This window comes from Mesorhizobium sp. P2_C7 (genome assembly GCF_056404515.1).
The window spans coordinates 238430-263292 of the sequence record NZ_JBFUDW010000008.1 but is presented as its reverse complement, the minus strand read 5'-3'; the positions used below and the strand labels follow the sequence as shown (position 1 = coordinate 263292).

Annotated in this window: 20 protein-coding genes and 1 pseudogene; 16 read left to right on the top strand and 5 right to left on the bottom strand. The window is 62.8% G+C overall.

All coding sequences use genetic code 11. The features are described from left to right. The first annotated feature begins 74 nt into the window (after nt 1-74). The 3 genes from AC1D2G_RS18985 (at nt 75) to AC1D2G_RS18975 (ending at nt 6595) form a co-directional block, all read left to right on the top strand. Entirely contained in the window at nt 75-2087 is a 2013-nt protein-coding gene (locus tag AC1D2G_RS18985; RefSeq protein ID WP_477415878.1) for an acetyl-CoA carboxylase biotin carboxylase subunit, read from the top strand. A gap of 172 nt (nt 2088-2259) precedes the next feature. Further along, on the top strand, nt 2260-5754 hold the full coding sequence (gene dnaE, locus AC1D2G_RS18980) for a DNA polymerase III subunit alpha (protein WP_477415956.1): 3495 nt from the start codon (nt 2260-2262) through the stop codon (nt 5752-5754). Nucleotides 5755-5806: 52 nt separating this feature from the next. Next, nucleotides 5807-6595 (top strand): potassium channel family protein, encoded by a 789-nt coding sequence (locus tag AC1D2G_RS18975; RefSeq protein WP_477415876.1) that lies wholly within the window; start codon nt 5807-5809, stop codon nt 6593-6595. Nucleotides 6596-6638: 43 nt separating this feature from the next. On the opposite strand, the gene AC1D2G_RS18970 is transcribed toward AC1D2G_RS18975, so the two are convergent. Continuing rightward, the gene (locus AC1D2G_RS18970) at nt 6639-7097 is read right to left on the bottom strand and encodes a hypothetical protein (RefSeq protein WP_457153417.1); all 459 of its coding nucleotides are present in this window, start codon (nt 7095-7097) and stop codon (nt 6639-6641) included. 140 nt (nt 7098-7237) lie between these two features. After that, nucleotides 7238-8119 (bottom strand): DMT family transporter, encoded by an 882-nt coding sequence (locus AC1D2G_RS18965; protein ID WP_095088135.1) that lies wholly within the window; start codon nt 8117-8119, stop codon nt 7238-7240. 200 nt (nt 8120-8319) lie between these two features. On the opposite strand from AC1D2G_RS18965, the gene AC1D2G_RS18960 reads away from it, so the two are divergent. Beyond that, nucleotides 8320-8826 carry a hypothetical protein gene (locus AC1D2G_RS18960; protein ID WP_477415874.1) on the top strand — a complete coding sequence of 169 codons (507 nt, stop codon included), beginning with the start codon at nt 8320-8322 and terminating at the stop codon, nt 8824-8826. A 154-nt stretch (nt 8827-8980) separates the two neighbouring features. Here the strand turns inward: AC1D2G_RS18960 and AC1D2G_RS18955 are convergent, their stop codons facing one another. Further along, nucleotides 8981-10309, bottom strand: coding sequence for a DNA polymerase IV (locus tag AC1D2G_RS18955; protein ID WP_477415872.1), 1329 nt, complete (start codon nt 10307-10309; stop codon nt 8981-8983). 65 nt (nt 10310-10374) lie between these two features. On the opposite strand from AC1D2G_RS18955, the gene AC1D2G_RS18950 reads away from it, so the two are divergent. Beyond that, complete coding sequence (locus tag AC1D2G_RS18950) at nt 10375-10950, top strand: GNAT family N-acetyltransferase (protein ID WP_477227347.1); 576 nt, start codon at nt 10375-10377, stop codon at nt 10948-10950. Nucleotides 10951-11151: 201 nt separating this feature from the next. After that, nucleotides 11152-12678 carry a hypothetical protein gene (locus tag AC1D2G_RS18945; RefSeq protein WP_477415870.1) on the top strand — a complete coding sequence of 509 codons (1527 nt, stop codon included), beginning with the start codon at nt 11152-11154 and terminating at the stop codon, nt 12676-12678. Nucleotides 12679-12751: 73 nt separating this feature from the next. Here the strand turns inward: AC1D2G_RS18945 and AC1D2G_RS18940 are convergent, their stop codons facing one another. Together AC1D2G_RS18940 and AC1D2G_RS18935 are read right to left on the bottom strand one after the other, a co-directional pair. Next, nucleotides 12752-13405, bottom strand: coding sequence for a hypothetical protein (locus tag AC1D2G_RS18940; protein ID WP_477415868.1), 654 nt, complete (start codon nt 13403-13405; stop codon nt 12752-12754). Beyond that, nucleotides 13402-13701: a DUF3572 domain-containing protein gene (locus AC1D2G_RS18935; RefSeq protein WP_477415866.1), complete on the bottom strand. Its 300-nt coding sequence runs from the start codon at nt 13699-13701 to the stop codon at nt 13402-13404. The genes AC1D2G_RS18940 and AC1D2G_RS18935 overlap by 4 nt, the downstream gene beginning before the upstream one ends. Nucleotides 13702-13926: 225 nt before the next feature. Here AC1D2G_RS18935 and AC1D2G_RS18930 point away from each other — a divergent pair, with 225 nt between their 5' ends. The 10 genes and pseudogenes from AC1D2G_RS18930 to AC1D2G_RS18885 all read left to right on the top strand — a co-directional run bounded on the left by AC1D2G_RS18930 (nt 13927) and on the right by AC1D2G_RS18885 (nt 24850). Beyond that, a complete protein-coding gene (locus AC1D2G_RS18930) occupies nt 13927-14298 on the top strand; it encodes a response regulator (protein ID WP_095088146.1) in 372 nt (123 codons plus the stop codon). A 33-nt stretch (nt 14299-14331) separates the two neighbouring features. Beyond that, nucleotides 14332-15705 (top strand): PleD family two-component system response regulator, encoded by a 1374-nt coding sequence (locus AC1D2G_RS18925; protein WP_457153577.1) that lies wholly within the window; start codon nt 14332-14334, stop codon nt 15703-15705. 553 nt (nt 15706-16258) lie between these two features. After that, nucleotides 16259-17738: pseudogene (locus AC1D2G_RS18920) on the top strand (FAD-dependent monooxygenase). A gap of 126 nt (nt 17739-17864) precedes the next feature. Continuing rightward, nucleotides 17865-18599, top strand: a complete 735-nt coding sequence (locus AC1D2G_RS18915; RefSeq protein ID WP_457153576.1) for a FadR/GntR family transcriptional regulator — start codon at nt 17865-17867, stop codon at nt 18597-18599. Beyond that, entirely contained in the window at nt 18596-19783 is a 1188-nt protein-coding gene (locus tag AC1D2G_RS18910; protein WP_477303789.1) for a PLP-dependent transferase, read from the top strand. Before AC1D2G_RS18915 ends, AC1D2G_RS18910 begins: the two co-directional genes overlap by 4 nt. Nucleotides 19784-19812: 29 nt before the next feature. Next, nucleotides 19813-21090 carry an ABC transporter substrate-binding protein gene (locus tag AC1D2G_RS18905; protein WP_477415864.1) on the top strand — a complete coding sequence of 426 codons (1278 nt, stop codon included), beginning with the start codon at nt 19813-19815 and terminating at the stop codon, nt 21088-21090. Nucleotides 21091-21270: 180 nt separating this feature from the next. Next, entirely contained in the window at nt 21271-22194 is a 924-nt protein-coding gene (locus tag AC1D2G_RS18900) for a carbohydrate ABC transporter permease (protein ID WP_457155155.1), read from the top strand. Beyond that, nucleotides 22194-23042 carry a carbohydrate ABC transporter permease gene (locus AC1D2G_RS18895; protein WP_095085142.1) on the top strand — a complete coding sequence of 283 codons (849 nt, stop codon included), beginning with the start codon at nt 22194-22196 and terminating at the stop codon, nt 23040-23042. The genes AC1D2G_RS18900 and AC1D2G_RS18895 overlap by 1 nt, the downstream gene beginning before the upstream one ends. A gap of 4 nt (nt 23043-23046) precedes the next feature. Continuing rightward, a complete protein-coding gene (locus AC1D2G_RS18890; protein ID WP_477415862.1) occupies nt 23047-24114 on the top strand; it encodes an ABC transporter ATP-binding protein in 1068 nt (355 codons plus the stop codon). A 52-nt stretch (nt 24115-24166) separates the two neighbouring features. Next, entirely contained in the window at nt 24167-24850 is a 684-nt protein-coding gene (locus AC1D2G_RS18885; protein WP_477415860.1) for a DJ-1/PfpI family protein, read from the top strand. Nucleotides 24851-24863 lie beyond the last annotated feature (13 nt).

The window sequence follows — 24863 nt, the reverse complement described above, 5'->3', positions numbered from 1 at the left end:
CGCGATTGACCCGGCCGGCTTGACCACGCCGACACAGGCCATAAAAGGAACGGCCGACCCGAGGGATATTTCGCATGTTCACCAAGATCCTCATCGCCAACCGCGGCGAGATTGCCTGCCGTGTGATCAGGACGGCGCGCAAGATGGGCATCGCCACCGTCGCGGTCTATTCCGATGCCGATCGTGATGCCGTGCATGTCGAGATGGCCGATGAGGCGGTGCATATCGGGCCTTCGCCGGCCGCGCAGAGCTACCTCGTACCGGAGAAGATCATCGCCGCCTGCAAGGAGACGGGAGCGCAGGCCGTGCATCCTGGTTACGGCTTCCTGTCCGAGCGGGCGGCGTTTTGCGAGGCGCTCGAAGCGGAAGGCATCATCTTCATCGGCCCGAAGCCCAAGGCGATCAAGGCGATGGGCGACAAGATCGAATCGAAGAAATTCGCCAACGCCGCCAAGGTTTCCACCGTGCCCGGCTGGCTCGGTGTCATCGAGAATGCCGACCATGCCGAAAAGATCGCCGGCGAGATCGGATATCCCGTGATGATCAAGGCCTCGGCCGGCGGCGGCGGCAAGGGCATGCGCATCGCCTGGAGCCAGGCGGAAGTGCGCGACGGCTTCGACCGGGCGCGCTCGGAAGCCAAGAGCTCGTTCGGCGACGACCGCGTCTTCATCGAGAAATTCGTCGTCGATCCGCGGCATATCGAAATCCAGGTGCTGGCCGACGCGCATGGCAATGCACTCTATCTCGGCGAGCGCGAATGCTCGATCCAGCGCCGCAACCAGAAGGTCGCCGAAGAGGCGCCATCGCCGTTCCTCGACGCCAAGACACGCAAGGCCATGGGCGAGCAGTCGGTTGCGCTGGCGAGGGCCGTCGACTATCAGAGCGCCGGCACGGTGGAGTTCATCGTCGACAAGGACAAGAACTTCTATTTCCTTGAAATGAATACACGATTGCAAGTCGAGCACCCGGTGACGGAGCTCGTCACCGGCATCGACCTGGTCGAACAGATGATCCGCGTTGCCGCCGGCGAAAAGCTCGCCTTGAAGCAAAGCGATATCCAGCTGAACGGCTGGGCCGTGGAAAGCCGGCTCTATGCCGAGGACCCATACCGCAATTTCCTGCCCTCGATCGGCCGGCTGACGCGCTACCGGCCGCCGGAGGAAGGGCAATTCGGCGATATCGTCATCCGCAACGACACCGGCGTCACCGAAGGCTCCGAGATTTCGATGTTTTACGACCCGATGCTCGCCAAGCTATGCACCTGGGCACCGACGCGCATCCAGGCCATCGATGCCATGTCGGAAGCGCTCGACAGCTTTGTCGTCGACGGCATCGAACACAACATTCCGTTCCTCGCCGCCCTGATGCAGCATCCACGCTGGCGGGAAGGGCTGATATCGACCGGTTTCATCGCCGAGGAATATCCCGACGGCTTTGCGCCAATCGTGCCGAACAACGATGAGAAAGCCGTGCTGGCGTCGATTGCGACCGCGGTGGAACTGCTGCGCCGCGACCGGCTCGACCGGCTCGGCGGGCGCCTGGCGCCGCATTCGGGGGCGCTGAAGCGCGACTGGGTGGTGAAGATCGGTGAAGATTATCTGTCGGCGTCCATCCTCGAAGGCATGATCTCCATTCCAATGGAAATCGATCTGTTGATCGAGGGCGGCAAGGCGCTGACCGTTGCCTCCGACTGGCGTCCGGGCGACCTGATCTGGCGCGGCACGGTCGGCACGCACAAGATCGTCGCTCAGATCAGGCCGGTTGCCAATGGCTTGCGCATCGCCTGGAAAGGCATGTCGGTGACCGCGAGGACCATGTTGCCACGCATCGCCGAACTGGAAAGGCTGATGCCGGAGAAGGTGGCGCCGGATACGTCGAAACTGCTGCTTTGCCCGATGCCCGGCCTTGTCGTGTCGATCGCCGTTGCCGAAGGCCAGGAGGTCAAGGCCGGCGAGACGCTGGCCGTCGTCGAAGCGATGAAGATGGAAAACGTGCTGCGCGCCGAACGCGATCTTGTCGTTGCGAAACTCAACGCCAAGCCAGGCGACAGCCTGGCGGTCGACGCAGTGATCATGGAATTCGCCTGAGATTGTTTGGAAACTTTAAGGCGAGCCGGGCAGGCCGCTGCAAGCCTGTGGTCAGCGGCGGTTTGTGCTGGACTGGTATCGCCCGGTCCCGGACAATACATCTCCATCGACTCAAGTCCTTCGGGCAGCGCGAAAAACCATGGCAGATGACAGACTTCCCCGCGATCCCCTGATGCGCGAAGCCGCGATAGCGGCTGCGCGGCCGGAGGCGCCTGCGCGGCCGTTCGTCCATCTGCGCGTGCATTCGGCCTATTCGCTGCTGGAAGGCGCCTTGCAGATCGGCAAGGTGGTGGCCCACGCGGTCAAGGACGAAGCCCCGGCGATTGCCGTCACCGACACCAACAATCTGTTCGGCGCGCTCGAATTCGCGCAGAAGGCGGTGAAGGACGGGATCCAGCCGATTATCGGCTGCCAGATCGCGGTCGCCTTTTCCGGCGAGAACAGCGATGGCCAGCGCGACCGCAGGCGGCAAGGTCCGGATATGCGGCCGGTCGTCCTGATCGCGGCGACCGAGGCCGGCTACGCCAATCTGGTCAGGCTGGTCAGCCGCGTCTATCTCGAGACGCCGCCGGGCGAGGCGGTGCACCTGACCACCGACATGATGGAGGGCTATTGCGACGGGCTGATCTGCCTTAGCGGCGGGCCGCGCGGCCCGGTCGGTTTTGCGCTCAAGGAAGATCGCCGCGATCTTGCCGAGGCACGGCTCCTGACCCTGAAGACGATGTTCGGCGACCGGCTCTATGTCGAACTGGACCGGGTTTCCGGTTATGATCGCGTGATCGAGAAATCCTCGATCGATCTCGCCTATGCCCATGAATTGCCGCTGGTCGCCACCAACGAGGCGTTCTTCTCCGCGCGCGACGACTATGACGCGCATGACGCCCTGATCGCCATCGCCGAGGGCTCGGTCGTCGCCGCAGACAATCGCCGGCGGCTGTCGCCGGACAATTTCCTGCGCAGCCAGGCCGACATGGCCAGGCTGTTCGCCGACCTGCCGGAGGCGATCGACAACACGGTCGAGATCGCGCTGCGCTGTTCCTACTATCCGAAGAACCGCAACCCGATCCTGCCACGCTTCACGGGCGGCGATGTCGCCGACAATGACGCCGCCGTGCAGGCGGAAGCCGACGAGCTTGCCCGCCAGGCGCATGAGGGGCTCGACGCACGGCTGGCCGCGCACGGGCCGACACCAGGCTACACGGTCGAACAATATCGCGAGCGGTTGAATTTCGAGCTTGGCATTATCACCAAGATGAAGTTCCCCGGCTACTTCCTGATCGTTGCCGACTTCATCAAGTGGGCCAAGGCGCAAGGCATCCCGGTCGGGCCGGGCCGCGGATCGGGAGCCGGGTCGCTGGTCGCCTATTCGACGACCATCACCGACATCGATCCCCTGCGCTTCTCCCTGCTGTTCGAGCGCTTCCTCAACCCCGACCGCGTATCGATGCCCGACTTCGACATCGACTTCTGCCAGGATCGCCGCGAGGAGGTGATCCGCTATGTCCAGCAGAAATACGGTCGCGACCAGGTCGGCCAGATCATCACCTTCGGTACGCTGCAGGCGCGCGCCGTGCTACGCGACGTCGGCCGCGTGCTGCAGATGCCCTACGGCCAGGTCGACAAGCTTTCCAAGATGGTGCCTCAGAATCCGGCCAATCCAGTCAAGCTAGCCGACGCCATCGCCAACGAGCCGCGCTTTGCCGAAGAGGCCGAGCGGGAGCCGATCGTCCAGACGCTGCTCGATATGGCGCAGAAGCTGGAGGGCCTCTACCGCCACGCCTCGACGCACGCCGCCGGCATCGTCATCGGCGACCGGCCGCTGTCGGAACTGGTGCCGATGTACCGCGATCCGCGCTCGGACATGCCGGTCACCCAGTTCAACATGAAATATGTCGAGCAGGCCGGGCTGGTGAAGTTCGACTTCCTCGGCCTGAAGACGCTGACGGTGCTCGAAACGGCAGTCAAGCTGATCCGCCGGCGCGGCATCGAGATCGACCTGGCGACGATCCCGCTCGACGATCCCGAGACCTACGCCATGCTGTCGCGCGGCGAGGTGGTCGGCGTGTTCCAGGTGGAAAGTGCCGGCATGCGCAAGGCGCTGATCGGCATGCGGCCCGACTGCATCGAGGACATCATCGCCCTGGTCGCGCTGTACCGGCCGGGACCGATGGAGAACATACCGACCTACAACGCCAGAAAGCATGGCGAGGAGGAGATGGCGTCGATCCATCCCAAGATCGACCACCTGGTGAAGGAGACGCAGGGCGTCATCGTCTACCAGGAACAGGTGATGCAGATCGCGCAGGAGCTTGCCGGCTATTCGCTCGGCGAAGCCGATCTGCTGCGCCGCGCCATGGGCAAGAAGATCCGCGCCGAGATGGACAAGCAGCGCGAGCGCTTCGTCTCGGGCGCGGTCGAACGCGGCGTCGGCAAGCCGCAAGCCGACTTCATTTTCGACCTGCTGGCCAAGTTCGCCGACTATGGTTTCAACAAGTCGCACGCCGCCGCCTACGCGGTGGTTTCGTACCAGACCGCCTATCTCAAGGCGCACTATCCGGTCGAGTTCCTCGCGGCATCGATGACGCTCGATATGGGCAACACCGACAAGCTGGCCGATTTCCGCCAGGACGCGCTGCGCCTTGGCATCGAGGTATTGGCTCCGTCGGTGATATCAAGCTTTCGTCCCTTTGAAGTCGGCGAGAACCGTATCTACTATTCGCTGGCCGCGCTGAAAGGTGTCGGCGACGCGGCGGTCGAGCATATCGTTGCCCAGCGCGGCGAAAAGCCATTCAAGAACCTCGCCGATTTCTGCGAAAGGGTCGATCCCAAGATTGTCGGCAAGCGCGTCTTCGAAAGCCTCATCATGGCCGGCGCGCTGGATTGCTTCGGCCACGACCGCGCTGCGATGATGGCGGGCGTCGAGCGCATGATGGGGCTGGCATCCCTAGCGCAGCAGAACGCGGTCTCCGGCCAGCACGATATCTTCGGCGCCTCGCTCGGCGCCCAGTCGCAGGCGCTCAATCTGCCGGCGACCGATCCATGGCTTGCGGCCGATCGGTTGCACCGCGAATTCCAGGTGGTCGGCTTCTATCTCTCCGCCCATCCGCTCGACGAGTACAAGGCGGCCTTGCAGAAGATGCGGGTGCAAAACTGGGCCGAGTTTTCGGCGGCCGTCAAGCGCGGGGCGGCCGCCGGACGGCTGGCCGGCACGGTCACCTCCAAGCAGGAGCGCAAGACGCGCACCGGCAACAAGATGGGCGTCGTCGCCTTTTCCGATACGTCCGGCCAGTATGAGGCCGTGCTGTTTTCCGAAGGACTGGCGCAGTATCGCGACCTGCTCGAGCCCGGCCGCTCCGTCGTCATCACCGTTGCGGCCGAGGACAGGCCGGAAGGCGTCAATTTGCGCATCAACTCGGTGCAATCGCTGGAGGACGAGGCAAGCCGCATCCAGAAGGCGTTGCGCATTTTCGTACGCAATGCGGCGCCGATCGGCACGCTGGCCGGCCAGCTTTCAGTGAGGGGCGAAGGCCAGGTCAGCTTCGTGTTGATCAAGGAAGATGGCGAGGGGGAAATCGAGATCGAGCTGCCCAATCGCTACCGGATCTCGCCGCAGATCGCCTCGGCGATGCGCGCCGTGCCCGGCGTGGTCGAAGTGGAACTGGTGTGACGCCCGCTCTTGCGGGCTGGCGGCAGGTGTCGCGAACGCCGGCGCGATCGTCATGAAAGCGGCGGAAGACAGCTCAACAACCGCGCAGCTGCGCGACAGGCTGCGCAGGCTCTATCACGGACGCACCCCGGCGGCTTTCCGCTTCCAGGTGGTGGCTGTCGTCATCGACCTCGCTATCATTGCCTTCTTCATCGCGACGCCGGTTCTTCAGGACAAGCCGTCATTCCTCTGGCTCGACTATGCGGTGGCCGCGCTGGTTGCTGCCGACATGGCCGCCCGCCTGCTGGCGTCCAACGACATGTTTCGGCTGATGAAGCAGCCGACATCGTGGGTCGATGGCTTCATCCTCTTGACGCTGCTGATGCCGACGGCGCTCGCCAATCTCGGCTTCCTGCGCATTCTGCGGTTGTGGTCACTGTCGCGCAGCGGGTCGCTGTGGCGGCATTTCGAGATGCGCGGACTGCGGCCCTGGCGCGAGGCGAGCCAGGCGGTCATCAACCTATTGACCTTCCTGTTCGTCATCACCGGCTTCGTCTACACGTTCTTCTTCCGCACCGGGACGGGGCTCGAAAACTATATCGATGCCCTTTATTTCACTGTCGCCACAGTGACGACGACAGGCTTCGGCGACATCGTCCTGCCGGGCATGGCCGGCAAGCTGACCGCGATCGCCACCATGATCATCGGCATTTCGCTGTTCGTGAGGTTGGCGCAGGCGCTGTTCCGTCCCCACAAGGTATTCTTTCCCTGTCCGCAGTGCGGGCTGCAGCGGCACGAGCCCGACGCCGTCCACTGCAAGGCCTGCGGCCATCTCCTCAACATACCCGACGACGGCAATTGACGGGCTGGAGGACCCATCCCGCTGGAGTAAGGATGCTATCCGCTCAGAACTGCGGGCCACCTATCTGGCTGTAGTTGACGCCGCCGAAGCTGATGCCGGTCAGGCCGGGAGCCGCCATCTTGCGCTTGTGACCATCGCGGCAGTCGAACACGGGCCACTCCGTCTGTTTGCAAGGTATCTCGCGGCACATTCGGCTCAGGCAATCGCCCTCGGTGAGCAAGAACAGGCTGTTGCCCAGGCGCCGAACCGTGCTTCCGTCGTCGGAACGCCAAGTCCAGGGAATGCGCAGCGAGGAAACGAAATCGCCGACAAGGCCACCGGTCCCGGAATGCGCGCGCAGGCTTGTTCGATAATGCGCCATGGACGCGGAATAGTCGGCCACGATCGTCGGGCCATAGGAGGAAGCCATAGGGCCACCCGACTCGAGAAGGTGCGTTCCCGCTTCGGCTTCCGCCTTGCCGGTGGCTACCAGTGTCGACATCAGTAAAACAGCGACGATCACAAGAGGCATCGTTGCACCATCTCACGCTTGCTCTCTGTTTCCAGGAGCGTCTCATCCCGCCGCCCCAGCTACAAGGCGGCAACGTCGGATCAGGGCACGAAATTCTCGTAGACTCAATCTCCCCCGGACTGGATCAGGGTCTAGGACGCGGCGATCTTCACCGGTTGTGGCGCTTTTCGCTGCAGATTGAGCAGATTGCCCATCAGAATCAGCAGTGCGCCACCGGCGGTGAAGGCGTCGATCTGCTCCTGATAGAGCAGCCAGCCGATCAGCGCCGATAGCGGCACGCGCAGGAAATCCATCGGCGAAATGACGGTGGCGTCGGCATAGGCAAGCGCACGGGCCATGCAGAAATGCGATGACATGCCAGTGAAGGCGATCAGCAGGATCCAGGGCCACAGCTCCAGCGGCGGGTTGCGCCATTCATAGAGCGCCGGCACGAGGCCGAGTGCCGACTGAATGATCAGCATCCAGAAGATGATGCGCACGACGCTATCCGTGCGCGTCAGCGACTTGACCAGCACCAGCGATATGCCGAAACAGACGGCGGCACCGAGCACGACAAGATGACCCGGATCGACGGCGCCGACGCCGGGGCGGACGATGATCACCACGCCGATCAGCCCCAGCACGATCGCTGCAAGCCTGGGTCGGGAGAGCCTTTCGCCAAGAAAAGTCACCGCCAGGATTGCCGTCCAGATCGGTGTGGTGAATTCGATCGAGATCAACACCGCCAGCGGGATCAGCGTCAGCGCGTAGAGCCAGGCCGCCTGGCCGGTATAATGGATGACGTTGCGGGCGATATGGGCGACGGGGCGCTGCGTGCGCATGGCTGCAAAGCCGCCGCTCATCATCACCAGTGGCAGAAGGATGAAAAAGCCGATCACCGAGCGCAGTTCCAACACCTGGAAGACGTTGAGCTCGGCTGTCGTGGCGCGGCCGGCGACCGACATCGCCAGGAACGAGGCGATCGACAGCGCCATCCAGAATGCGGCCTTGGGGATGGAGGGGGTAGGGACCATGCCCGCTATCTCGCAGGCCGGGGCTTTTGCCGCAATCGCTAGAAGCTGCATTCTTCTGGGCCAGTCGCAATGGCTGGATGTTGCAAATCAGTCATGCTGCGGGCGGAACCTGGTAACGGCAAGGGGCGTTGAGTCTCGATATTGCCGTGCCTTGCCTTGCGAGCCGTCCTGCCTTTTCGAAATCGATAGGGAGAGCTTCGATGAGATCATTCGCGCAATTCGCGCTTGCTGGCTGTCTGTTGGCTGCGGCTGGCGCGGCACATGCCGACGAAGGGAAATTTCTTCAGTCGTTCCAGGGCAATTTCGCCGGCAAGGGCATCGTCAAGGTCACCACCGAGGCACCGACGGTGAACGTGTCCTGCACGTTCAAGTCCAACGCGACGTCGACCTCGCTGTCGCTGGACGGCAATTGCCGCGGGCTGGTTATGGTGACACGCGCCATCAGCGCGGACCTGACATCCAGCGGTGCGAAGTACAGCGGCACCTATGTCGGCTCTCGTACAGGGCCTGCACAGCTCAACGGCAGCCGCTCGGGCAACGCGATCAATCTCGGCATCCGCTGGGCCAAGGCGGTCAACGGTGATCGAAAGGCCCAGATGAAGGTCGAGAAGCGAGGCGAGAACGGCATGCGGCTGACCGTCACCGACACCGACCCGAAAACCGGCAAGAGCGTGGTGACGAGCAGGATCGATCTGCAGCGCACCTGACGACCGTGCCGATGTTCAGGTGAGGCCGGCCTTCCAACGGTGATATCCTGCGCTTACGGCGCTCAGGTGCGTTAAGTACGCACCGCTCCGGTTCCCGGCAGCCACCATTCTCGGCGCGGCCTGATGTGAATCTCAACAAACCCGACAAGCAGGGTCAGTCCTCGATCGGCTCGGGCGGGTGGGCGTCGCGGCCCTTGCCGAACGTATAGCCGGTTTCCACCGCCCTGCGGCCGAACTTGTCGCGCAGGGCATCGATGGCGCTTTCAGCCATGGCGCGTTTGCGCGACTGGACGTCTACCAGGTCGGGCGGGTCGGCCTTGTCGTCGTCCGAAAGGTCGCTGACGCCGATACCGAGCAGCCGATATTTCGTACCGTCGGTCTCCTTGCGCAGGAGCTCCACCCCGGTCTGAAAGATGCGATCGGCGAGCCGGGTCGGGTCGCCGAGCTGGCGGTTGCGCGTGCGGAGCTTGAAATCCTGGGTCTTGAGCTTCAGCACCACGGTGCGTCCGGCGATGCCGGATTTCTTCAGCCGTGCCGAGACCTTTTCCGAAAGCCCCCTCAGCACCGCGACAAGCTCATCGAGCGAAGCGATGTCGGTGTCGAAGGTGGTTTCGGCCGATACGCTCTTGGCGTCCTGGTCCGGATCGACGCGGCGGACGTCCTCGCCGCGCGAAAGGCGGTAGAGCCGGTCGCCCATCGTGCCGTAGCGGCGCATCAGGTCGCCACGATCCATCTGCTGCAGCTGGCCGATGGTGCGGATGCCATCGCGTTCCAGCGTGGCGTTGAACGCCTTGCCGACACCCCAGATCATCGTCACCGGCTGGGCTGCCAGGAAGCCGACCGCCTCGGCCTCGCCGATGACCGAGAATCCGCGCGGCTTGCGGAAATCGGACGCTATCTTGGCGAGGAACTTGCAGTAGGACAGGCCGGCTGAAACGGTGATGCCGATCTCCTTCTCGACCGCAAGCGCGAAGCGCGCCAGCACCACTGCCGGAGGCAGGCCGTGGAGACGTTCGGTGCCGGCGAGGTCGAGAAATGCCTCGTCGATCGAGAGCGGCTCGACCAGCGGTGTCAGCGCCTGCATCATGGCGCGCACCTCGCGGCCGACGTGCACGTATTTTTCCATGTTGGGGCTGATGACGACCGCCTCGGGACAGGCTTCGAGCGCCTTGAACATCGGCATTGCCGAGCGCACGCCCTGGATGCGGGCGATGTAGCAGGCGGTGGAGACGACGCCGCGCTTGCCGCCGCCGATGATCAGCGGTTTGTCCTTGAGTGCTGGATTGTCGCGCTTTTCGATCGCCGCGTAGAAGGCGTCGCAATCGATATGGGCCAGATGCAGCCGGTAAAGCTCCGGATGGCGCGCCAGCCGGGGGCTGCCGCAGCGTTCGCAGCGGCGCGTCAGGCTGCGCTGAAACGTCAGGCAGTCGCGGCAAAAACCGTGATCGGGATTGTTGACAGGGGCCGCCATCGCTGCGAACATAAAGAGAACAGAAGCAATGGTACGACAGTGCAAGGCCTGCGACAAGGCTGGCCTGGGGAGAACGCATGAGCACGACCATAGCGCCGCTGGTGCCCGAACTCTGGGCGGATTTCGAGGACCTCTTCGGCAAGCAGGGCGCCTGTTATGGCTGCTGGTGCACGCATTTCCGGCTGGCGCCGGCGATACGGCGTGAGAGCAGCCGGGAACGCAACAAGGACCACATCAAGGCGCGCATCGAAGCCGGTCCGCCGCCAGGCCTGCTGGCATTCGAAGACGGCAAGGCGGTCGGCTGGATGCAGATCGGGCCACGCGCCGACGTGCCCGAATGGAACAATCAGGGCAGGGGGTCGGCACCAGTCGATGCCGCCGACGCCATGGATCCGGCCGTATGGGCGATCTCGTGCTTCTTCATCCGCACCAAGGCGCGCGGCAGAGGCATCACGCATCGCCTGGTCGAAGGCGGTATCGATTTCGCCCGCAGCAACGGAGCCCGGTTGGTCGAGGCCTGCCCGATAGACCTGTCCCGGGATTCGCGTTCGATCGGCCTGTTCGTCGGCTCGTCGCGGGTGTTCGAGAAGGCCGGTTTCGAGCGGCTCGTAGAGCGCAAGGCCGGCCGGCCGTTGATGCGGCTTGTGCTATAATCAGTTTTGCACCTTGGCGGCGTTGTATCTCACCTTGCGGTTGTGGCGGTAATTTCATACCAGACGAACGAGGCGTTCCTGCCGAGACGCGTTGCACGGAAACGGATTCAGTCGACGCGCTTTGGGCTTTTGTTTTATGCATGTCGTTGTCCCAAACCGCTGCGCGCTTTTGGGCACTATTAGGTCAAACGGAGAATTCGCGTGAACCGTGCCCTGCCATTCGTTTTTCTTCTTGCGTTGAGCGCGCCTGCTTTCGGCCAGACCGTCGACAGTCAGGGTGCGAAGCAATTGTCCGAAGACCTGGCCCGCTATGTCGGCAAACAGGCGCTCGACAAAGGCATTCTGAAGGTGTCGCTGGAAGGCGATGCCTACAAGATCTTGTTTGATTTCAAGGCGCTTGCCGGATCACTGCCCGATCAAAAGCTGCTGAAAGTCGACGTTGCGCCCTATGCCTTGATGGTCAAACCGCGCAGCGACGGATCCTGGGATGTCTCGATGGATTTTTCGCAGAGCGCCTCTTTCGAGTTCAACGGGCCCGAGGGTCTGCAAAGCACGCAGTTTTCGATCAAGGACGGCAAGGGTTCCGGCGTCTACGACCCCAATCTTGCGGCCTTCACCAGCGGCAGCAGCTCGATGGCCGGCATGACGATGGCATCGAAGGATGCCAAACAGCATATGGAAGCAAGCACCGGAGCCGGCACAGCAACGATCGCCACGACCAAGTCCGCGACCGGCGGTGTCGATTTCACAACCTCGCAAAAGGTGTCTGATTTCGTCGAGACGATCAATTTCGACGACCCTGAAAGCGGGCTGAAATTCCCCGTCAACGTCAAATCGCCGGAGCTGTCGGTCGAGGCCAGCGGCAAGGGAGTGCGGACAAAGCCGCTGCTCGATCTCCTGGCGTTTGCCGTGGCCAATGAAGACGAGACGACGCTGAAGGCAAACCAGGCGCAACTCAAATCGCTTCTGCTCGCCGCCTTGCCGGTTTGGGAGCATGTCGAGGGAACCTACGGTTTCAGGGATTTCACGGTGGAAAGCCCGGTCGGCAATTTCGGCGCGACGCAACTCAGCACTGCGTTCGCGTCCGACGGCGTCGCCCAGAACGGCAAGATCAGCTATGCCATCAAGGCGTCGGGGCTGACCGTGCCGCAACAGCTTCTGCCGAGTTGGAGCGTGGCGCTGTTGCCCACCGATGTCGACCTGAACTTCGGCGGCGCCAATATCGATCTCGACAGTATGGCGAAGAAGACGATCGAAGCCTTTGATCTCAATAAGAATCCGCCGCTGTCGGCTGATTTCGGCGACCAAATCAAAGCCGACTTCATGGCCAAGACGCCGAAGGTCGTGATCGGCCACAGCACCGTGAAGAACAAGGATACGGAGATCGCCCTGGAAGGTGAAATGACCTTCCCCGACGAGAAGCCGGAGGCAAGCGTGACGGTCGACGTCACCGGCTTCGACAAGCTCGTCGAGGGCCTGCAGACGGCGGCAAAGTCGGAGCCGGAGGTGGCGCAGTACGTACCTGCCGCTCTCATGGTGAAGGGTTTTGGCAAGACCCTGCCCGATGGACGCATCGAATGGGTCGTCAACGCCAAGGCCGACGGTTCAGTCATGGTCAACGGCGTCATGGTCAAGCCCGCCGATCCGGCCGTGGACGACAGTGTGGATGACAGCGGCGACGACAGTGGGGACGACAGCGGCGGGGCGGGAGCGAAGCTGAATCCCTGAGGCTGGCCTCTATCTCTCTGTTTTGGCGCAATTCCGGGCGGAAAACCGTTTCAAACTTTTTCCTGGAATTGCGTTAGAGCCCCAGCGCGTTCGCAATCTTCGGCGCGGCTTCGTGCCAGTCCTGGACGACGATGATGTCGTCCGGCACCGGCGGCAGGAATGCGCGCAGCGAATTGTCGGCCATCAGATGGAACAGACCGGCGTCGGCGACCGAGGCCCGCACCGACGCCAGATTGTGCGGCTGATCGTCGACGAAAACCACTGGCCGGCCGCTGTTACCGCGAAGCCTGGCCACTGCTGGTCCCTTGGCCATTTCAGTGGTCAGGAGCGGGTAGCTCAGCCCGAGTGCATCGAGATGGGCGCGACGCACGGCACGGTGCTTGTGCGGCATGGCCGTCAGCAGAATGATCTCGGCGCGATCGCCCAATCCCGTCAGGGCATCCGCGGCACCGTCGGCGATGCTCTGCCAGTCGGCTTGGGCGTCAAAGAAATCGCCCAGAAGTGCTGTGACTTCGGGCTGTTCGATCAGGCGGCCGCTCGCCGTCTCGGCGATGTTGCCGGTCAGCCGGAACGAGGCCAGCGTCAGGCCGAAACCACGCGCCTTGAGGAAATTCGGGAACGGGCGGATGAATTCGAGCACCACGTCGTCGACATCGAGCACCAGCAGCGGGCGGCTGTCCGCCGCCAGTTCCTCGATCTGGCGTGCGGTCTCGGGATCATCGCTCATATGGAATGCTCATGGTTGTCGTCGCCCAGCGGCAGCACCCGCAAGGCCTTGCCGACAGTTGCTGGCGGCGTGCCGGTTTCCTCGGCAAACCGCATCAGCGTCGGTTCGTGGGCGAGAATGAACTGCAGGACGCCAGCCAGGAATCCTGGTTCGCCGGCAGCCTTGCGGATCGAATGCGCCTCGATGCCCGTAATTGCCAGAAAGCGCGGCAACAGCTCCGGATCGGAGGCGACGAAGGCCAGAGCCTTCACCGCAATCGATTCCGCTTCCTCGCGCATTGACGCTGCGTTTGCCATCACTACCTTCGGTGTGTGGAATGAGTCTCTCCCGCAGTAATGGCAAGAGATGCTTGCGGCAAGCCATTAGAGCGGCGCCCGAGGTGGAATCCAGACAGCTTTTTGCGCCACGGATTTCCGTTTCGTCAATGATATTGCCGTAGAGTGACGCAGGGTTTGGTGCGTCTTTCAGATGGACGCATGACGGCTGCCTTCGAGCGGAAGGACGGCCGGGACGGGATATCGATGCCGAAGAAGGTCATGATCGTCGAGGACAATGAGCTCAATATGAAGCTCTTTCGGGACCTCATCGAAGCAAGCGGTTACGAGACCGTGCGCACCCGCAACGGCCTGGAAGCGCTCGATCTGGCGCGCAAGCACCGGCCGGATCTCATCCTGATGGACATCCAGTTGCCTGAAGTGTCGGGGCTGGAGGTGACCAAATGGCTGAAGGAGGATGACGAGTTGCACGTCATCCCGGTCATCGCGGTGACCGCCTTCGCGATGAAAGGCGACGAGGAACGCATCCGCCAGGGTGGCTGCGAAGCCTATATCTCCAAGCCGATCTCGGTGCCGCGTTTCATCGAAACCATCAAATCCTATCTGGGCGATGCGTGATGCGCCCTTCCAGCCAAGCCGGAGCCTTGTGACATGACTGCACGGATCCTCGTCGTCGACGACATCCCTGCCAATGTGCGGCTGCTGGAGGTCCGGCTGCTGGCCGAATATTTCGAGGTGTTGACCGCCACCAACGGGCCGGACGCCATCGAGACCTGCGAGAATGGCAAGGTCGATGTCGTGCTGCTCGACGTGATGATGCCCGACATGGACGGGTTCGAAGTCTGCCGACGGCTGAAGAGCGACCCGGCGACGTCGCACATTCCGGTGGTGATGATCACCGCGCTCGACCAGGTTTCCGACCGCGTGCGCGGGCTCGAAGCTGGCGCCGATGATTTCCTGACCAAACCGGTCAACGACCTGCAACTGATGACGCGCGTCAAGAGCCTGGTCCGGCTGAAGTCGCTGACCGACGAGTTGCGGCTGCGCGCCTCGACGACGCGCAACATTGGTATCGAAGAATTGCTGAGCCGCAATTTCGCCTCCGAGGACACGACGCCGAAAGTGCTTTTGATCGACGAGCGCAAATCCTCGGTCGAGCGCATCCAGAAGATGCTGCGCGACCGTGCCGACGTCGACGTCACCAGCGATCCGCATGCCGGCTTCTTCCAGGCCGCCGAGACGCCCTACGAATGCGTGATGATCTCTACGGCCTTTGCGGATTTCGATCCGCTCCGGCTCTGTTCGCAGTTGCGCTCGCTCGACCGCACCCGTTTCGTTCCGATCATCCTGCTGGCGGAGGCGGGCGAGGACGAGCGCATCATTCGTGGCCTGGAGCTCGGCATCAACGACTATCTGATACGGCCGATCGACCAGCAAGAACTGACAGCGCGGCTGCGCACCCAGGTGCGCCGCAAGCGCTACAACGACCAGCTGCGCGCCAGCGTCACCCAAACCATCGAAATGGCGGTGACCGACGGGCTGACCGGACTGCACAACCGCCGCTACCTCGACAGCCATCTGCAGACGCTGTTCGATCGCGCCGTGGCGCGGCGGCGGCCGCTGTCGGTGATGATCACCGACCTCGATCGTTTCAAGTCGATCAACGACGCGCACGGCCATGACGGCGGCGACGATGTGTTGCGGGAATTCGCGCGACGGCTGCGCAAGAATGTCCGGGGCATCGACCTTGCCTGCCGCTTTGGTGGCGAGGAGTTCGTCGTGGTCATGCCGGACACTGACGGCACGGTGGCCGAAAGGGTGGCCGAACGCATTCGCGCCGAAATTGCCCAGGCGCCTTTTGCCATCGGCCCGGACGGCAAGACGACCGAAGTCACCGTCAGTGTCGGCGTGTCGTCGGTGCTGAAGGGGGTGGACACGGTGGCGGCGCTGATGAAACGTGCCGACCTCGCTCTCTACGAAGCCAAGAGCGGCGGCCGCAACCGCGTCGTCGCCAAGGCGGCGTAACCCGCAAAGGCCCGATTTTCCAGTCAAGCCGATAGGGTTACCCGTTTACCTTAATCCAAGCGATTCGCGAGCCTTGGTTAAGAAATGGTTGATTTTCATAAGCTCTTGCGCAAGTGTGCAGGCCAAGACGAAGCCGGCACGAGGGTAGTCAGCCGGCTCGATCCCTAGAAATACCCCATGATGCTCAGGTCCGCCGCATCTCCTGGGTCCGTGGGGTCGGCCGGCCGGCGCTGGCGCATAGTGGCCTCCTCGTACCGCTGCCAAACGCCGACCGGCCCCCTTCTCCAAACAGAACATCGGAGCTCCGTGCCAAGGCACGGATGACTCTGCTTTTTGCGTGTGAAAAATCCGGATCCTGTGATCAGCGGCGATAGCCATATGGCGCGCCCTGTCATTGCGCGAGAGGCTTTGTTGGTGGCTGGCCTCTGAGGGAGGGCTACCTCTCCAGTTCATACATATGGCGCACAAGGGGCTTGCGGCAAGACCCGGCTCCTCCCGTAAAACCGTCGGCCTAACCCAAGGGTACGGAACGGAGAGTGCGATAATGGCTGTAATGACCGATCATGCGGTGGTGATTGCCGGAGGTGGCCCGACAGGGTTGATGCTGGCAGCTGAACTCGCGCTGGTGGGTGTCGACGTTGCCATTGTCGAACGGCGTCCCAACCAGGAGCTTGTTGGCTTGCGTGCGGGCGGCCTGCATGCACGCACGATCGAAGTTCTGGATCAGCGTGGGATCGCCGACCGGTTTTTGTCGCAAGGACAACGCTTTCAGGTCGTGGGCTTCCACATGATCCGGCTGGACATCAGCGACTTTCCAACGCGGCACAACTGCCTGCTCGGGCTGCGTCAAAACCACATTGAACGCATATTGGCCGGTTGGGTCGACGAGTTGAAAGTGCCGATCTATCGCGGACAGGAGGTCGCGGCGTTGGCGCAAGACGACAGCCGGGTCATCATCGAGTTGGCCGATGGCCAACGTATGAAGACACATTATCTGGTGGGCTGTGACGGAGGGCGAAGCCTCATCCGAAAAGCAGCCGGCATCGAATTCGCCGGATGGGATCCGACGATGAGCTGGATGATCGCCGAGGTCGAGATGTCTGAGGAGCCGCCATTCGGCTTCCGGAGGACGGACTCCGGTATCCACGCTTTTGGGCAAGACCGGAGAGGGTGGGACAGTCGGCGTCCTGCTGACAGAACCGCGACTGGAGACCGGTGGAGAACCCACGCTTCGCGATCTCAGCGAGGCGCTGGTTGCCATCTATGGGACCGACTATGGAGTCCACAGTCCGACTTGGCTCTCACGATTTACCGACATGACGCGGCAAGCCGCGACCTATCGTGACAGACGCGTCCTGCTGGCGGGCGATGCCGCGCACATCCATCCCCCGATGGGCGGGCAGGGTCTCAACATCGGCGTACAGGATGCGGTCAACCTCGGCTGGAAGCTGGCGCAGGTGGTCAAGCGGATCTCACCTGAGAGCCTCCTCGATACCTACCAGGCTGAGCGCCACCCGGTCGCCGCCCGTGTCTTGCAGAACACGATGGCACAGGTTGCGCTTCGGCGTATGGACGACCGCGGCAAGGCGATGGGCGACATCGTTGCCGAACTGTTCGGGATGGACGAACCGCGCAGACGAATGGCCGGCGAGATGTCCGGTCTGGGCGTTCACTACAATCTCGGCGAGGGGCATCCTCTGCTCGGCCGGCGGATGCCCGACCTCGACCTGCTCACTGCCAACGGCCCGCTGAGAGTCTTTGCCCTGCTGCATGATGCCCGGCCGGTCATGCTGAACTTCGGTCAGCCAGGCGGCTTCGACATCACACCGTGGGGGGAGCGGGTCCAGCAGATCGACGCCACATATTCCGGTCCGTGGGAGCTTCCGGTCCTTGGTCCCATTGCCGCTCCGACCGCGGTGTTGATCCGGCCCGACGGCTATGTGGCCTGGGTAGGGGACGGAACCCGTCTTGGGCTTGCCGAGGCGCTGACAGCCTGGTTCGGCCCGCCTGCCGTGGCGCCACGGCTACAATGAAGCAGACGTAACCTCTTGAAACGCATCGCGTCGCCGCTTGCGGCGGCGCGGTCTGCTGACAATCGATTGACAGGAGCTTTTTTCCATGCAGAAATTGGTTGGACCATTGGACCACTTGGAGAGAGCGTGGACCAGAACAGCCTGCCACCCATTCAGACGACGGCGCGCGATGACGCCGTGCTGAAGGCGTTGGTTGGGTTTGTTCGCGCCGAAGCCTTGCAGCCCGGCGAGCGACTTCCGACAGAGCGCATTCTTGCCGAACGGCTGAAGGTCAGCCGCAACACGGTGCGTGAGGCGCTAACGCGCTGGGAAGGGCTCGGTCTGGTCGAGCGCCGGCAGGGCAGCGGAACCTACCTCAAGGCGGCCGTTTCACCCGGCATGCTGCATATGCCGCTGACGCTGGCGGGCGGCAATGATTTCACCAGCCTGATGCAGACGCTGGAAATCCGCCGCGCGCTGGAAGCCGAGGCCGCCGCACTCTGTGCCGAGCGTGCAAGCCAGACCGACATTGCCGAGATCGCGCGCAAGCTCGACATCATGGAGCAGGCGTTTCGCACGCGCGACGGCATGTCGTCGGAAGAGGACTGGGAGTTCCACCAGGCGATCTACCGGGTCTCCGGCAATCCGCTGTTCGAGCAGATCATCGCCGCCATGCACGAGTTGTTCCATCGCTTTTGGGAGCATCCGCTCGGCGTGCGCGACTTCGGCCATGCCAGCTTTCCCTATCACCGCACCATCTACGAATGCATCGCCGCGCGTGACCCGCAAGGCGCCCGCGCCGAGGCGCTCAAGCTGATCGCCACCGTCGAGGACGATCTGAAGCGCGGTGCGGCCAAACTCAAACTTTCGAGCCAGACATGAACGAGCAGCCATCCGGTTTCGACCACGATTATCTCGCCGAGGCGGCAACGCTGTTGGCGCATGACGAGCCGTTCCCCGGCGGCGCGGTGGTGCCGCCGATCTATCAGACCTCGCTGTTCACGTTCGCCAACTATGCCGAGATGGCCGACACCTTCGCCGGCAAACGAAAGCAGCCGATCTACTCACGCGGCGACAATCCGACGGTGATGGAGTTCGAGGCGCGTGTGGCCGCGCTCGAGGGCGCTGAGGCCGCGCGCGGCTTTTCCAGCGGCATGGCCGCGATCAGCGCCACCGTGCTTGCTTTCGTCGGTGCCGGTGAGCGCATCGTGGCGGTGCGCAACTGCTACGGCGATGCGTACCGGCTTTTCGAGCGGCTCTTGCCGCGGCTCAACATCAAAGTCGATTACGTCGATGGCTCCGACCCGGACGCGGTCGCGGCGGCACTTCCCGGCGCCAAGCTGCTCTACCTGGAAAGCCCGACCTCGATGATGTTCGAGCTCCAGGACATCGCGCATCTGACGCGGTTGGCGAAGGAGCAGGGCATCATCACCAGCATCGACAATTCCTGGGCAACGCCGGTGTTCCAGAAGCCGATCACCCACGGCGTCGACCTGGTGCTGCACTCGGCCTCGAAATATCTCGGTGGCCACAGCGACACCGTGGCCGGCGTCGTGGCCGGATCTGCCGCCCATATCAAGCATATCAACGAGCAGACCTATTCCTATCTCGGCGGCAAGCTGTCGCCGTTCGAGGCCTGGCTGCTCCTGCGCGGCTTGCGCACGCTGCCGCTGCGCCTGCCGCACCACATGAAAAGCGGCCTGACCCTCGCCGAGCGGCTGAAGGCGCATGCCAATGTCGAGCGCGTCAACCATCCTGCCTATTCGAACCATCCCGGCAAGGCGACGCTGGCCGGCTATGCCGGGCTGTTCTCCTTCGAGGTGACGGACGATATCGACATCCCCGTCTTCGTCGACGCGCTCAACTATTTCCGCATCGGCGTCAGCTGGGGCGGGCATGAGAGCCTGGTCGTGCCTGCCAAGGCGTCGCTCGAGCAGACGCCGGGCCTAAATTCGATGGCGCGCTTCGGCGTCAGCCCCCGAACCATCCGCTTCAATGTCGGATTGGAAAGTGTCGAAGACCTGTGGGCGGACGTCGCCCAGGCCTTCGAAAAAGCCAGAAAATAACAAGCGGGTTCAAAATGGGAGTCTTGAACATGAAAAAACTGACCGTCATGCTTGCCACCGTTGCGGGGCTGGCGATTTCCGCCGGAAGTGCTGTGGCCGATTCGACCCTCAAGATGGTCGAAGTCATCACCAGCCCGCCGCGCACCGAATTCCTGAAGAAACAGATCGCCGAATTCGAAACCGCCAATCCCGGCGTCAAGGTCGAGCTGATCTCGCTGCCCTGGGGCCAGGCCTTCGAAAAATTCCTGACCATGGTGCAGGCCGGCGATACGCCCGATGTGGTCGAGATGCCGGAACGCTGGATGGGCCTCTATGCCAACAATGCCCAGCTCGAGGATCTCGGCCCCTACATGGCCAAGTGGGACGACGCCAAGACGCTCGGCGAGCGCGCCAAGCAATTCGGCTCGACCGTCAACAACACGCAGTTCATGATCCCGTACGGCTACTACGTGAACGCGCTGTTCTGGAACAAGAAGCTGTTCAAGGAAGCCGGCCTAGACGGCCCGCCGGCGACGCTCGACGATTTCATCGCCGACTCCAAGAAGATCTCGGCAATACCGGGCAAATATGGCTACTGCCTGCGCGGCGGTCCGGGCGCCTTCAACGGCATGCACATGTTCATGAATATCGCAGCCGGCAAGGGCGGCTATTTCAACGAGGATGGCACCTCGACCATCAACGACGAAGGCTCGGTCAAGGGTCTGCAGATGCTGGCCGACATGTACAAGAATGGCTTGGCGCCGAAGGATGCTGTGAGCTGGGGCTTCAACGAGACGGTCACCGGCTTCTATTCCGGTACCTGCGCCATGCTCAACCAGGATCCGGACGCACTGCTCGGCATCGCCGACAAGATGAGTGCCGACGACTTCGCTGTGGCGCCATTGCCGGTCGGGCCGAGCGGCAAGTCTTATCCGACGCTTGGCTATGCCGGTTGGGCGATGTTCGCCAACTCGCAGCACAAGGACGACGCCTGGAGGCTGATGGCAACGCTTTTGTCCCCCAAGGACAATCTGGAATGGGCCAAGGAGGTTGGCGTCGTCCCGATCCACAATGGTGCCGACCAGGATCCCCATTTCAAGACCGAGCAGTTCAAGGGCTGGTTCACGGAGCTGAGCGACACCTCCAAGTATGAAATGGTGACGCCGCCGACGCATCTGGAGAACCTTGGCAATTTCGTCGACCAGGTGGCGATCAAGAATTTCCAGGAAGTGCTGCTTGGCCAGAAGACGGCCAAGGACGTCGCCGACCAATGGGCTGCCTTCCTGACCAAGGAACAGCAGGACTGGCTGGCGAAGAACAAGAAGTAGTTTTGTTCCCTTCTCCCCGTTCACGGGGAGAAGGTGTCACGAAGTGACAGATTAGGGGCGGCGCCATCGTTTGAAGGTTTGCGCAGCCCCTCATCTGCCTGCCGGCATCTTCTCCCCGTGAAACGGGGAGAAGGACGCTGTCGCCGACGCCGGCATCCACCTTTCACCGTAGAGCCCCCAATGACCTATGCCGTGTCCGAAATACGATCCGCCGGCAAGCCGCGTCGCAAGTGGCGATCGCACGCCGCCATCGAGCCCTGGCTCTATCTCAGCCCGGCGATCATCCTTCTGGTCGTGGTGCTTCTGGTGCCGCTGGTCATCGGCATCAGCTACTCCTTCCGCAAATTCTCGGCTTTCAAGTCGGAATATGTCGGGCTCGCACAGTATCGGGCAATGCTGTCGGACGCGGTGCTCGGGCAGGCGCTGGTCAACACGCTGTGGTGGACCGTCGCCAGCCTGTTCTTCCAGTTCTTCCTCGGTCTCGGCCTGGCGCTGCTGCTCGACAAGCCATTCCCGGGCCGCAAGGTGGTGCAGGCCCTGGTGTTCCTGCCCTGGGCGGTGCCGTCCTTCCTGTCAGGCCTGACCTGGGCCTGGCTGTTCAATCCGATCATCGGCCCATTGCCGCACTGGCTGTATGCATTGGGGCTGAAGGCCGAACCGACCAATGTTCTGTCCGATCCCTCGACCGCCATGTGGGGGCCGATCGTCGCCAATATCTGGTTCGGCATTCCATTCTTCGCCATCACGCTGCTGGCGGCGCTGAAATCCATTCCATCGGAATTGCATGAGGCGGCGGCGATCGACGGCGCTTCGCCCTGGCAGCGCTTCACCAAAGTGACGCTGCCGTTCCTGGCGCCGACCATTGCCATCACGGTGATGCTGCGCACCATCTGGATCGCCACCTTCGCCGACCTCATCTTCGTCATGACCGAGGGCGGACCGGCAGGCTCGACCAACACGGTGCCGGTCTACATCTATGTCAGCGCCTTCAAGTCGCTGGACAAGGGCTATGCCTCGGCGGTGGCCGTGCTGCTGCTCGTCCTGCTCATTGCCTATGCGATCGCACTGATAGGCATCCGCCGCTCCCTGGTGAGGCACGTCTGATGATCGCAGGACGCTCAGCCTCGCAGCGCTTCTTCGGCGGCATCGGCCTCTACGCCGCCGTCGCGGCTTACGTGATCTTTGCGCTGTTCCCGATCTACTGGACGCTGAAGATCTCGGTCACGCCGGAGCGGCTTCTCTATTCCGAAGGCATCACCTTCTGGCCCTCGCAGATGACGTTGCAGAACTTCGTCACCGTGCTCGAGGCCACCGATTTCCCGCGCTATTTCCTCAACAGCGTCATCGTCTCGGTGTCGACGGCGGCACTGGTGACGGTCGTCGCCACGCTCGCCGGCTACGCCATGTCGCGCTTCACGTTTCGCGGCAAGGCAGCACTGGCGCTGATGCTCTTGTTGACCCAGACGTTTCCGCTGGTGATGGTTATTCCGCCGATCTACCGCGTCATGGGGCAGATCGGCCTGATCAACAGCCTGACCGGGCTGATCATCATCTACACCGCCTTCAACACCGCCTTTGCCACCTTTCTGATGCAATCCTTCTTCGACGGCATCCCGAAGGACCTGGAAGAAGCGGCGATGATCGACGGCTGTACGCGCGCGCAGGCGATGCGCAAGGTGATCGTGCCGCTGACGCTGCCGGGCATGGGCGCGACGCTCGGCTTCGTCTTCACCGCGGCCTGGAGTGAGCTTCTGTTCGCGCTGATGCTGATTTCCAGCGACGACCAGAAGACCTTCGCGGTCGGCCTGCTCACCTTCATCGGCAAGTTCGCCGTCGACTGGGGGCAGATGATGGCGGCGTCCATCCTGGCGCTGATCCCGGTCTGCATCTTCTTCGCTTTCCTGCAACGCTATCTCGTCACCGGCCTGACCGCCGGCGCCGTCAAAGGATAGATCGATGGCCTCTGTTACGCTCGATAAGGTCCGCAAGGATTATGGCACTGTCCGTGTCCTGCACGCGGTCGACCTTGAAATCGCCGATGGCGAGTTCGTCGTCCTGGTCGGTCCGTCAGGCTGTGGCAAGTCCACGCTTTTGCGCATGATCGCCGGGTTGGAGGAGGCTTCCGGCGGCGAGATCCGCATCGGCGAGCGGCTGGTCAACGACGTCGCACCGAAGGACCGCGACATCGCCATGGTGTTCCAGTCCTACGCGCTCTACCCGCATATGGACGTATCGAAGAACATGGGTTTCAGCCTGATGCTGCGCAAGGCCGAGAAGCCGGCGATCGACGCGCGGGTGGACGGTGCGGCCAAGCGGCTCGGGCTCGACACTTTCCTGCAGCGCCTGCCGCGGCAGTTGTCCGGCGGCCAGCGCCAGCGCGTCGCCATGGGCCGTGCCATCGTGCGCGATCCCAAGGTGTTTCTGTTCGATGAGCCGCTGTCGAACCTCGACGCCAAGCTGCGCGTCCATATGCGTGCCGAGATCAAGGCGCTGCACCAGCAGTTGAAGACCACTTCGGTCTATGTGACCCACGACCAGATCGAGGCCATGACCATGGCCGACAGGATCGTCGTCATGCATGACGGGCTGATCCAGCAGGTCGGCGCTCCGCTGGATCTCTATGACCGGCCGGCCAACATGTTCGTCGCCGGCTTCATCGGCTCACCGGGTATGAATTTCCTACCGGCAACGGTTCGGAAGGGGGGCACGTCGGAAGCCATGCTGGCCGACGGTCAGGCGTTGCGCCTGCCGGATGGCCTGGCGCTGAAGGACAGTGACGTCATCACCGTCGGTCTGCGGCCCGAGCACATCAGGCTGGCCGCTGACGGCGAATTGCAGGGCGAGGTGGGGGTGGTGGAGCCGCTCGGGCTTTCGACGCAGTTCTACGTCAAGCTGGCTGGCCAGCAGCTTTGCGTCTTCGCCATGGGCCGCGCCGGCGTGAAGCCCGGCGACGTGGTACGGCTGTCGGCCGACCCGGCGTCGCTGCATCTGTTCGATCCGAAAAGCGGCGATCGCGTTGGCTAAAACGGCGCCTGCTGCTGCATAGTGATTTTGCGGAAGCAGGAGGAGGGAGGCCATGAAACTCGGAATTCCGGTCTATGACGGCGTGGACTTGCTCGACGTGGCCGGGCCCTACGAGATGTTCAAATGGGTCGACCCGGCGAAGGGTCTCGATTGCCAGATCCTCTCCGCCGACGGTGGCCCGGTCACGACCGTGAACGGGTTGCGTTTCGAAGCCCATGCCAGCTTTGCCAAAACGCCAACGCTCGATGTCCTCTGGGTCCCGGGCGGTGCGCCGGAAGCGTTGAGCGCAATCATGTCGAATGCCAATTCGCCTTTTCTCGCCTACCTCCGACAGGTGGCGGCGGATGCGCTCTGGGTTTGCTCCGTATGCGAGGGGGCGCTGTTGCTCGCACGCGCCGGGCTGCTCGACGGTCACAAAGCCACGACCCATTGGGCGTTCGTCAAATGCCTGCAGACCTTCCCCAAGATCGAGGTCGATACGACTCATGCCCGCTTCGTCAGATCCGGCAACCGACTGACCGGTGGAGGCATTTCATCAGGCCTCGACGAGGCCTTGAAGGTGATCGAGCTGCTGTTCGATGAGGCGACAGCCGAGGCGGTTCAGGTCACCACGCAGTATTTTCCGCGTCCGCCAGTGGCTGGCAAAATTCCAGCAACGCCGGCCTGCCCGGTGACATGGCGACCCAGGCGACCGCACCATCACGGCGACTCCGCAGAAATTCCGCGAAAAGCGTAACGCCTCAACGGGC

What these genes read in the sequence shown, in the direction of transcription:
- AC1D2G_RS18975 (WP_477415876.1), top strand. Translation starts at nt 5,807, where the DNA reads ATGAAAGCGGCGGAAGACAGCTCAACAACCGCGCAGCTGCGCGACAGG.
- AC1D2G_RS18895 (WP_095085142.1), top strand. Translation starts at nt 22,194, where the DNA reads ATGATCGCAGGACGCTCAGCCTCGCAGCGCTTCTTCGGCGGCATCGGC.
- AC1D2G_RS18960 (WP_477415874.1), top strand. Translation starts at nt 8,320, where the DNA reads ATGAGATCATTCGCGCAATTCGCGCTTGCTGGCTGTCTGTTGGCTGCG.
- AC1D2G_RS18930 (WP_095088146.1), top strand. Translation starts at nt 13,927, where the DNA reads ATGCCGAAGAAGGTCATGATCGTCGAGGACAATGAGCTCAATATGAAG.
- AC1D2G_RS18935 (WP_477415866.1), bottom strand. Translation starts at nt 13,701, where the DNA reads ATGGCAAACGCAGCGTCAATGCGCGAGGAAGCGGAATCGATTGCGGTG.
- dnaE (WP_477415956.1), top strand. Translation starts at nt 2,260, where the DNA reads ATGCGCGAAGCCGCGATAGCGGCTGCGCGGCCGGAGGCGCCTGCGCGG.
- AC1D2G_RS18885 (WP_477415860.1), top strand. Translation starts at nt 24,167, where the DNA reads ATGAAACTCGGAATTCCGGTCTATGACGGCGTGGACTTGCTCGACGTG.
- AC1D2G_RS18940 (WP_477415868.1), bottom strand. Translation starts at nt 13,405, where the DNA reads ATGAGCGATGATCCCGAGACCGCACGCCAGATCGAGGAACTGGCGGCG.
- AC1D2G_RS18905 (WP_477415864.1), top strand. Translation starts at nt 19,813, where the DNA reads ATGAAAAAACTGACCGTCATGCTTGCCACCGTTGCGGGGCTGGCGATT.
- AC1D2G_RS18890 (WP_477415862.1), top strand. Translation starts at nt 23,047, where the DNA reads ATGGCCTCTGTTACGCTCGATAAGGTCCGCAAGGATTATGGCACTGTC.
- AC1D2G_RS18955 (WP_477415872.1), bottom strand. Translation starts at nt 10,309, where the DNA reads ATGTTCGCAGCGATGGCGGCCCCTGTCAACAATCCCGATCACGGTTTT.
- AC1D2G_RS18950 (WP_477227347.1), top strand. Translation starts at nt 10,375, where the DNA reads ATGAGCACGACCATAGCGCCGCTGGTGCCCGAACTCTGGGCGGATTTC.
- AC1D2G_RS18900 (WP_457155155.1), top strand. Translation starts at nt 21,271, where the DNA reads ATGACCTATGCCGTGTCCGAAATACGATCCGCCGGCAAGCCGCGTCGC.
- AC1D2G_RS18910 (WP_477303789.1), top strand. Translation starts at nt 18,596, where the DNA reads ATGAACGAGCAGCCATCCGGTTTCGACCACGATTATCTCGCCGAGGCG.
- AC1D2G_RS18965 (WP_095088135.1), bottom strand. Translation starts at nt 8,119, where the DNA reads ATGGTCCCTACCCCCTCCATCCCCAAGGCCGCATTCTGGATGGCGCTG.
- AC1D2G_RS18985 (WP_477415878.1), top strand. Translation starts at nt 75, where the DNA reads ATGTTCACCAAGATCCTCATCGCCAACCGCGGCGAGATTGCCTGCCGT.
- AC1D2G_RS18925 (WP_457153577.1), top strand. Translation starts at nt 14,332, where the DNA reads ATGACTGCACGGATCCTCGTCGTCGACGACATCCCTGCCAATGTGCGG.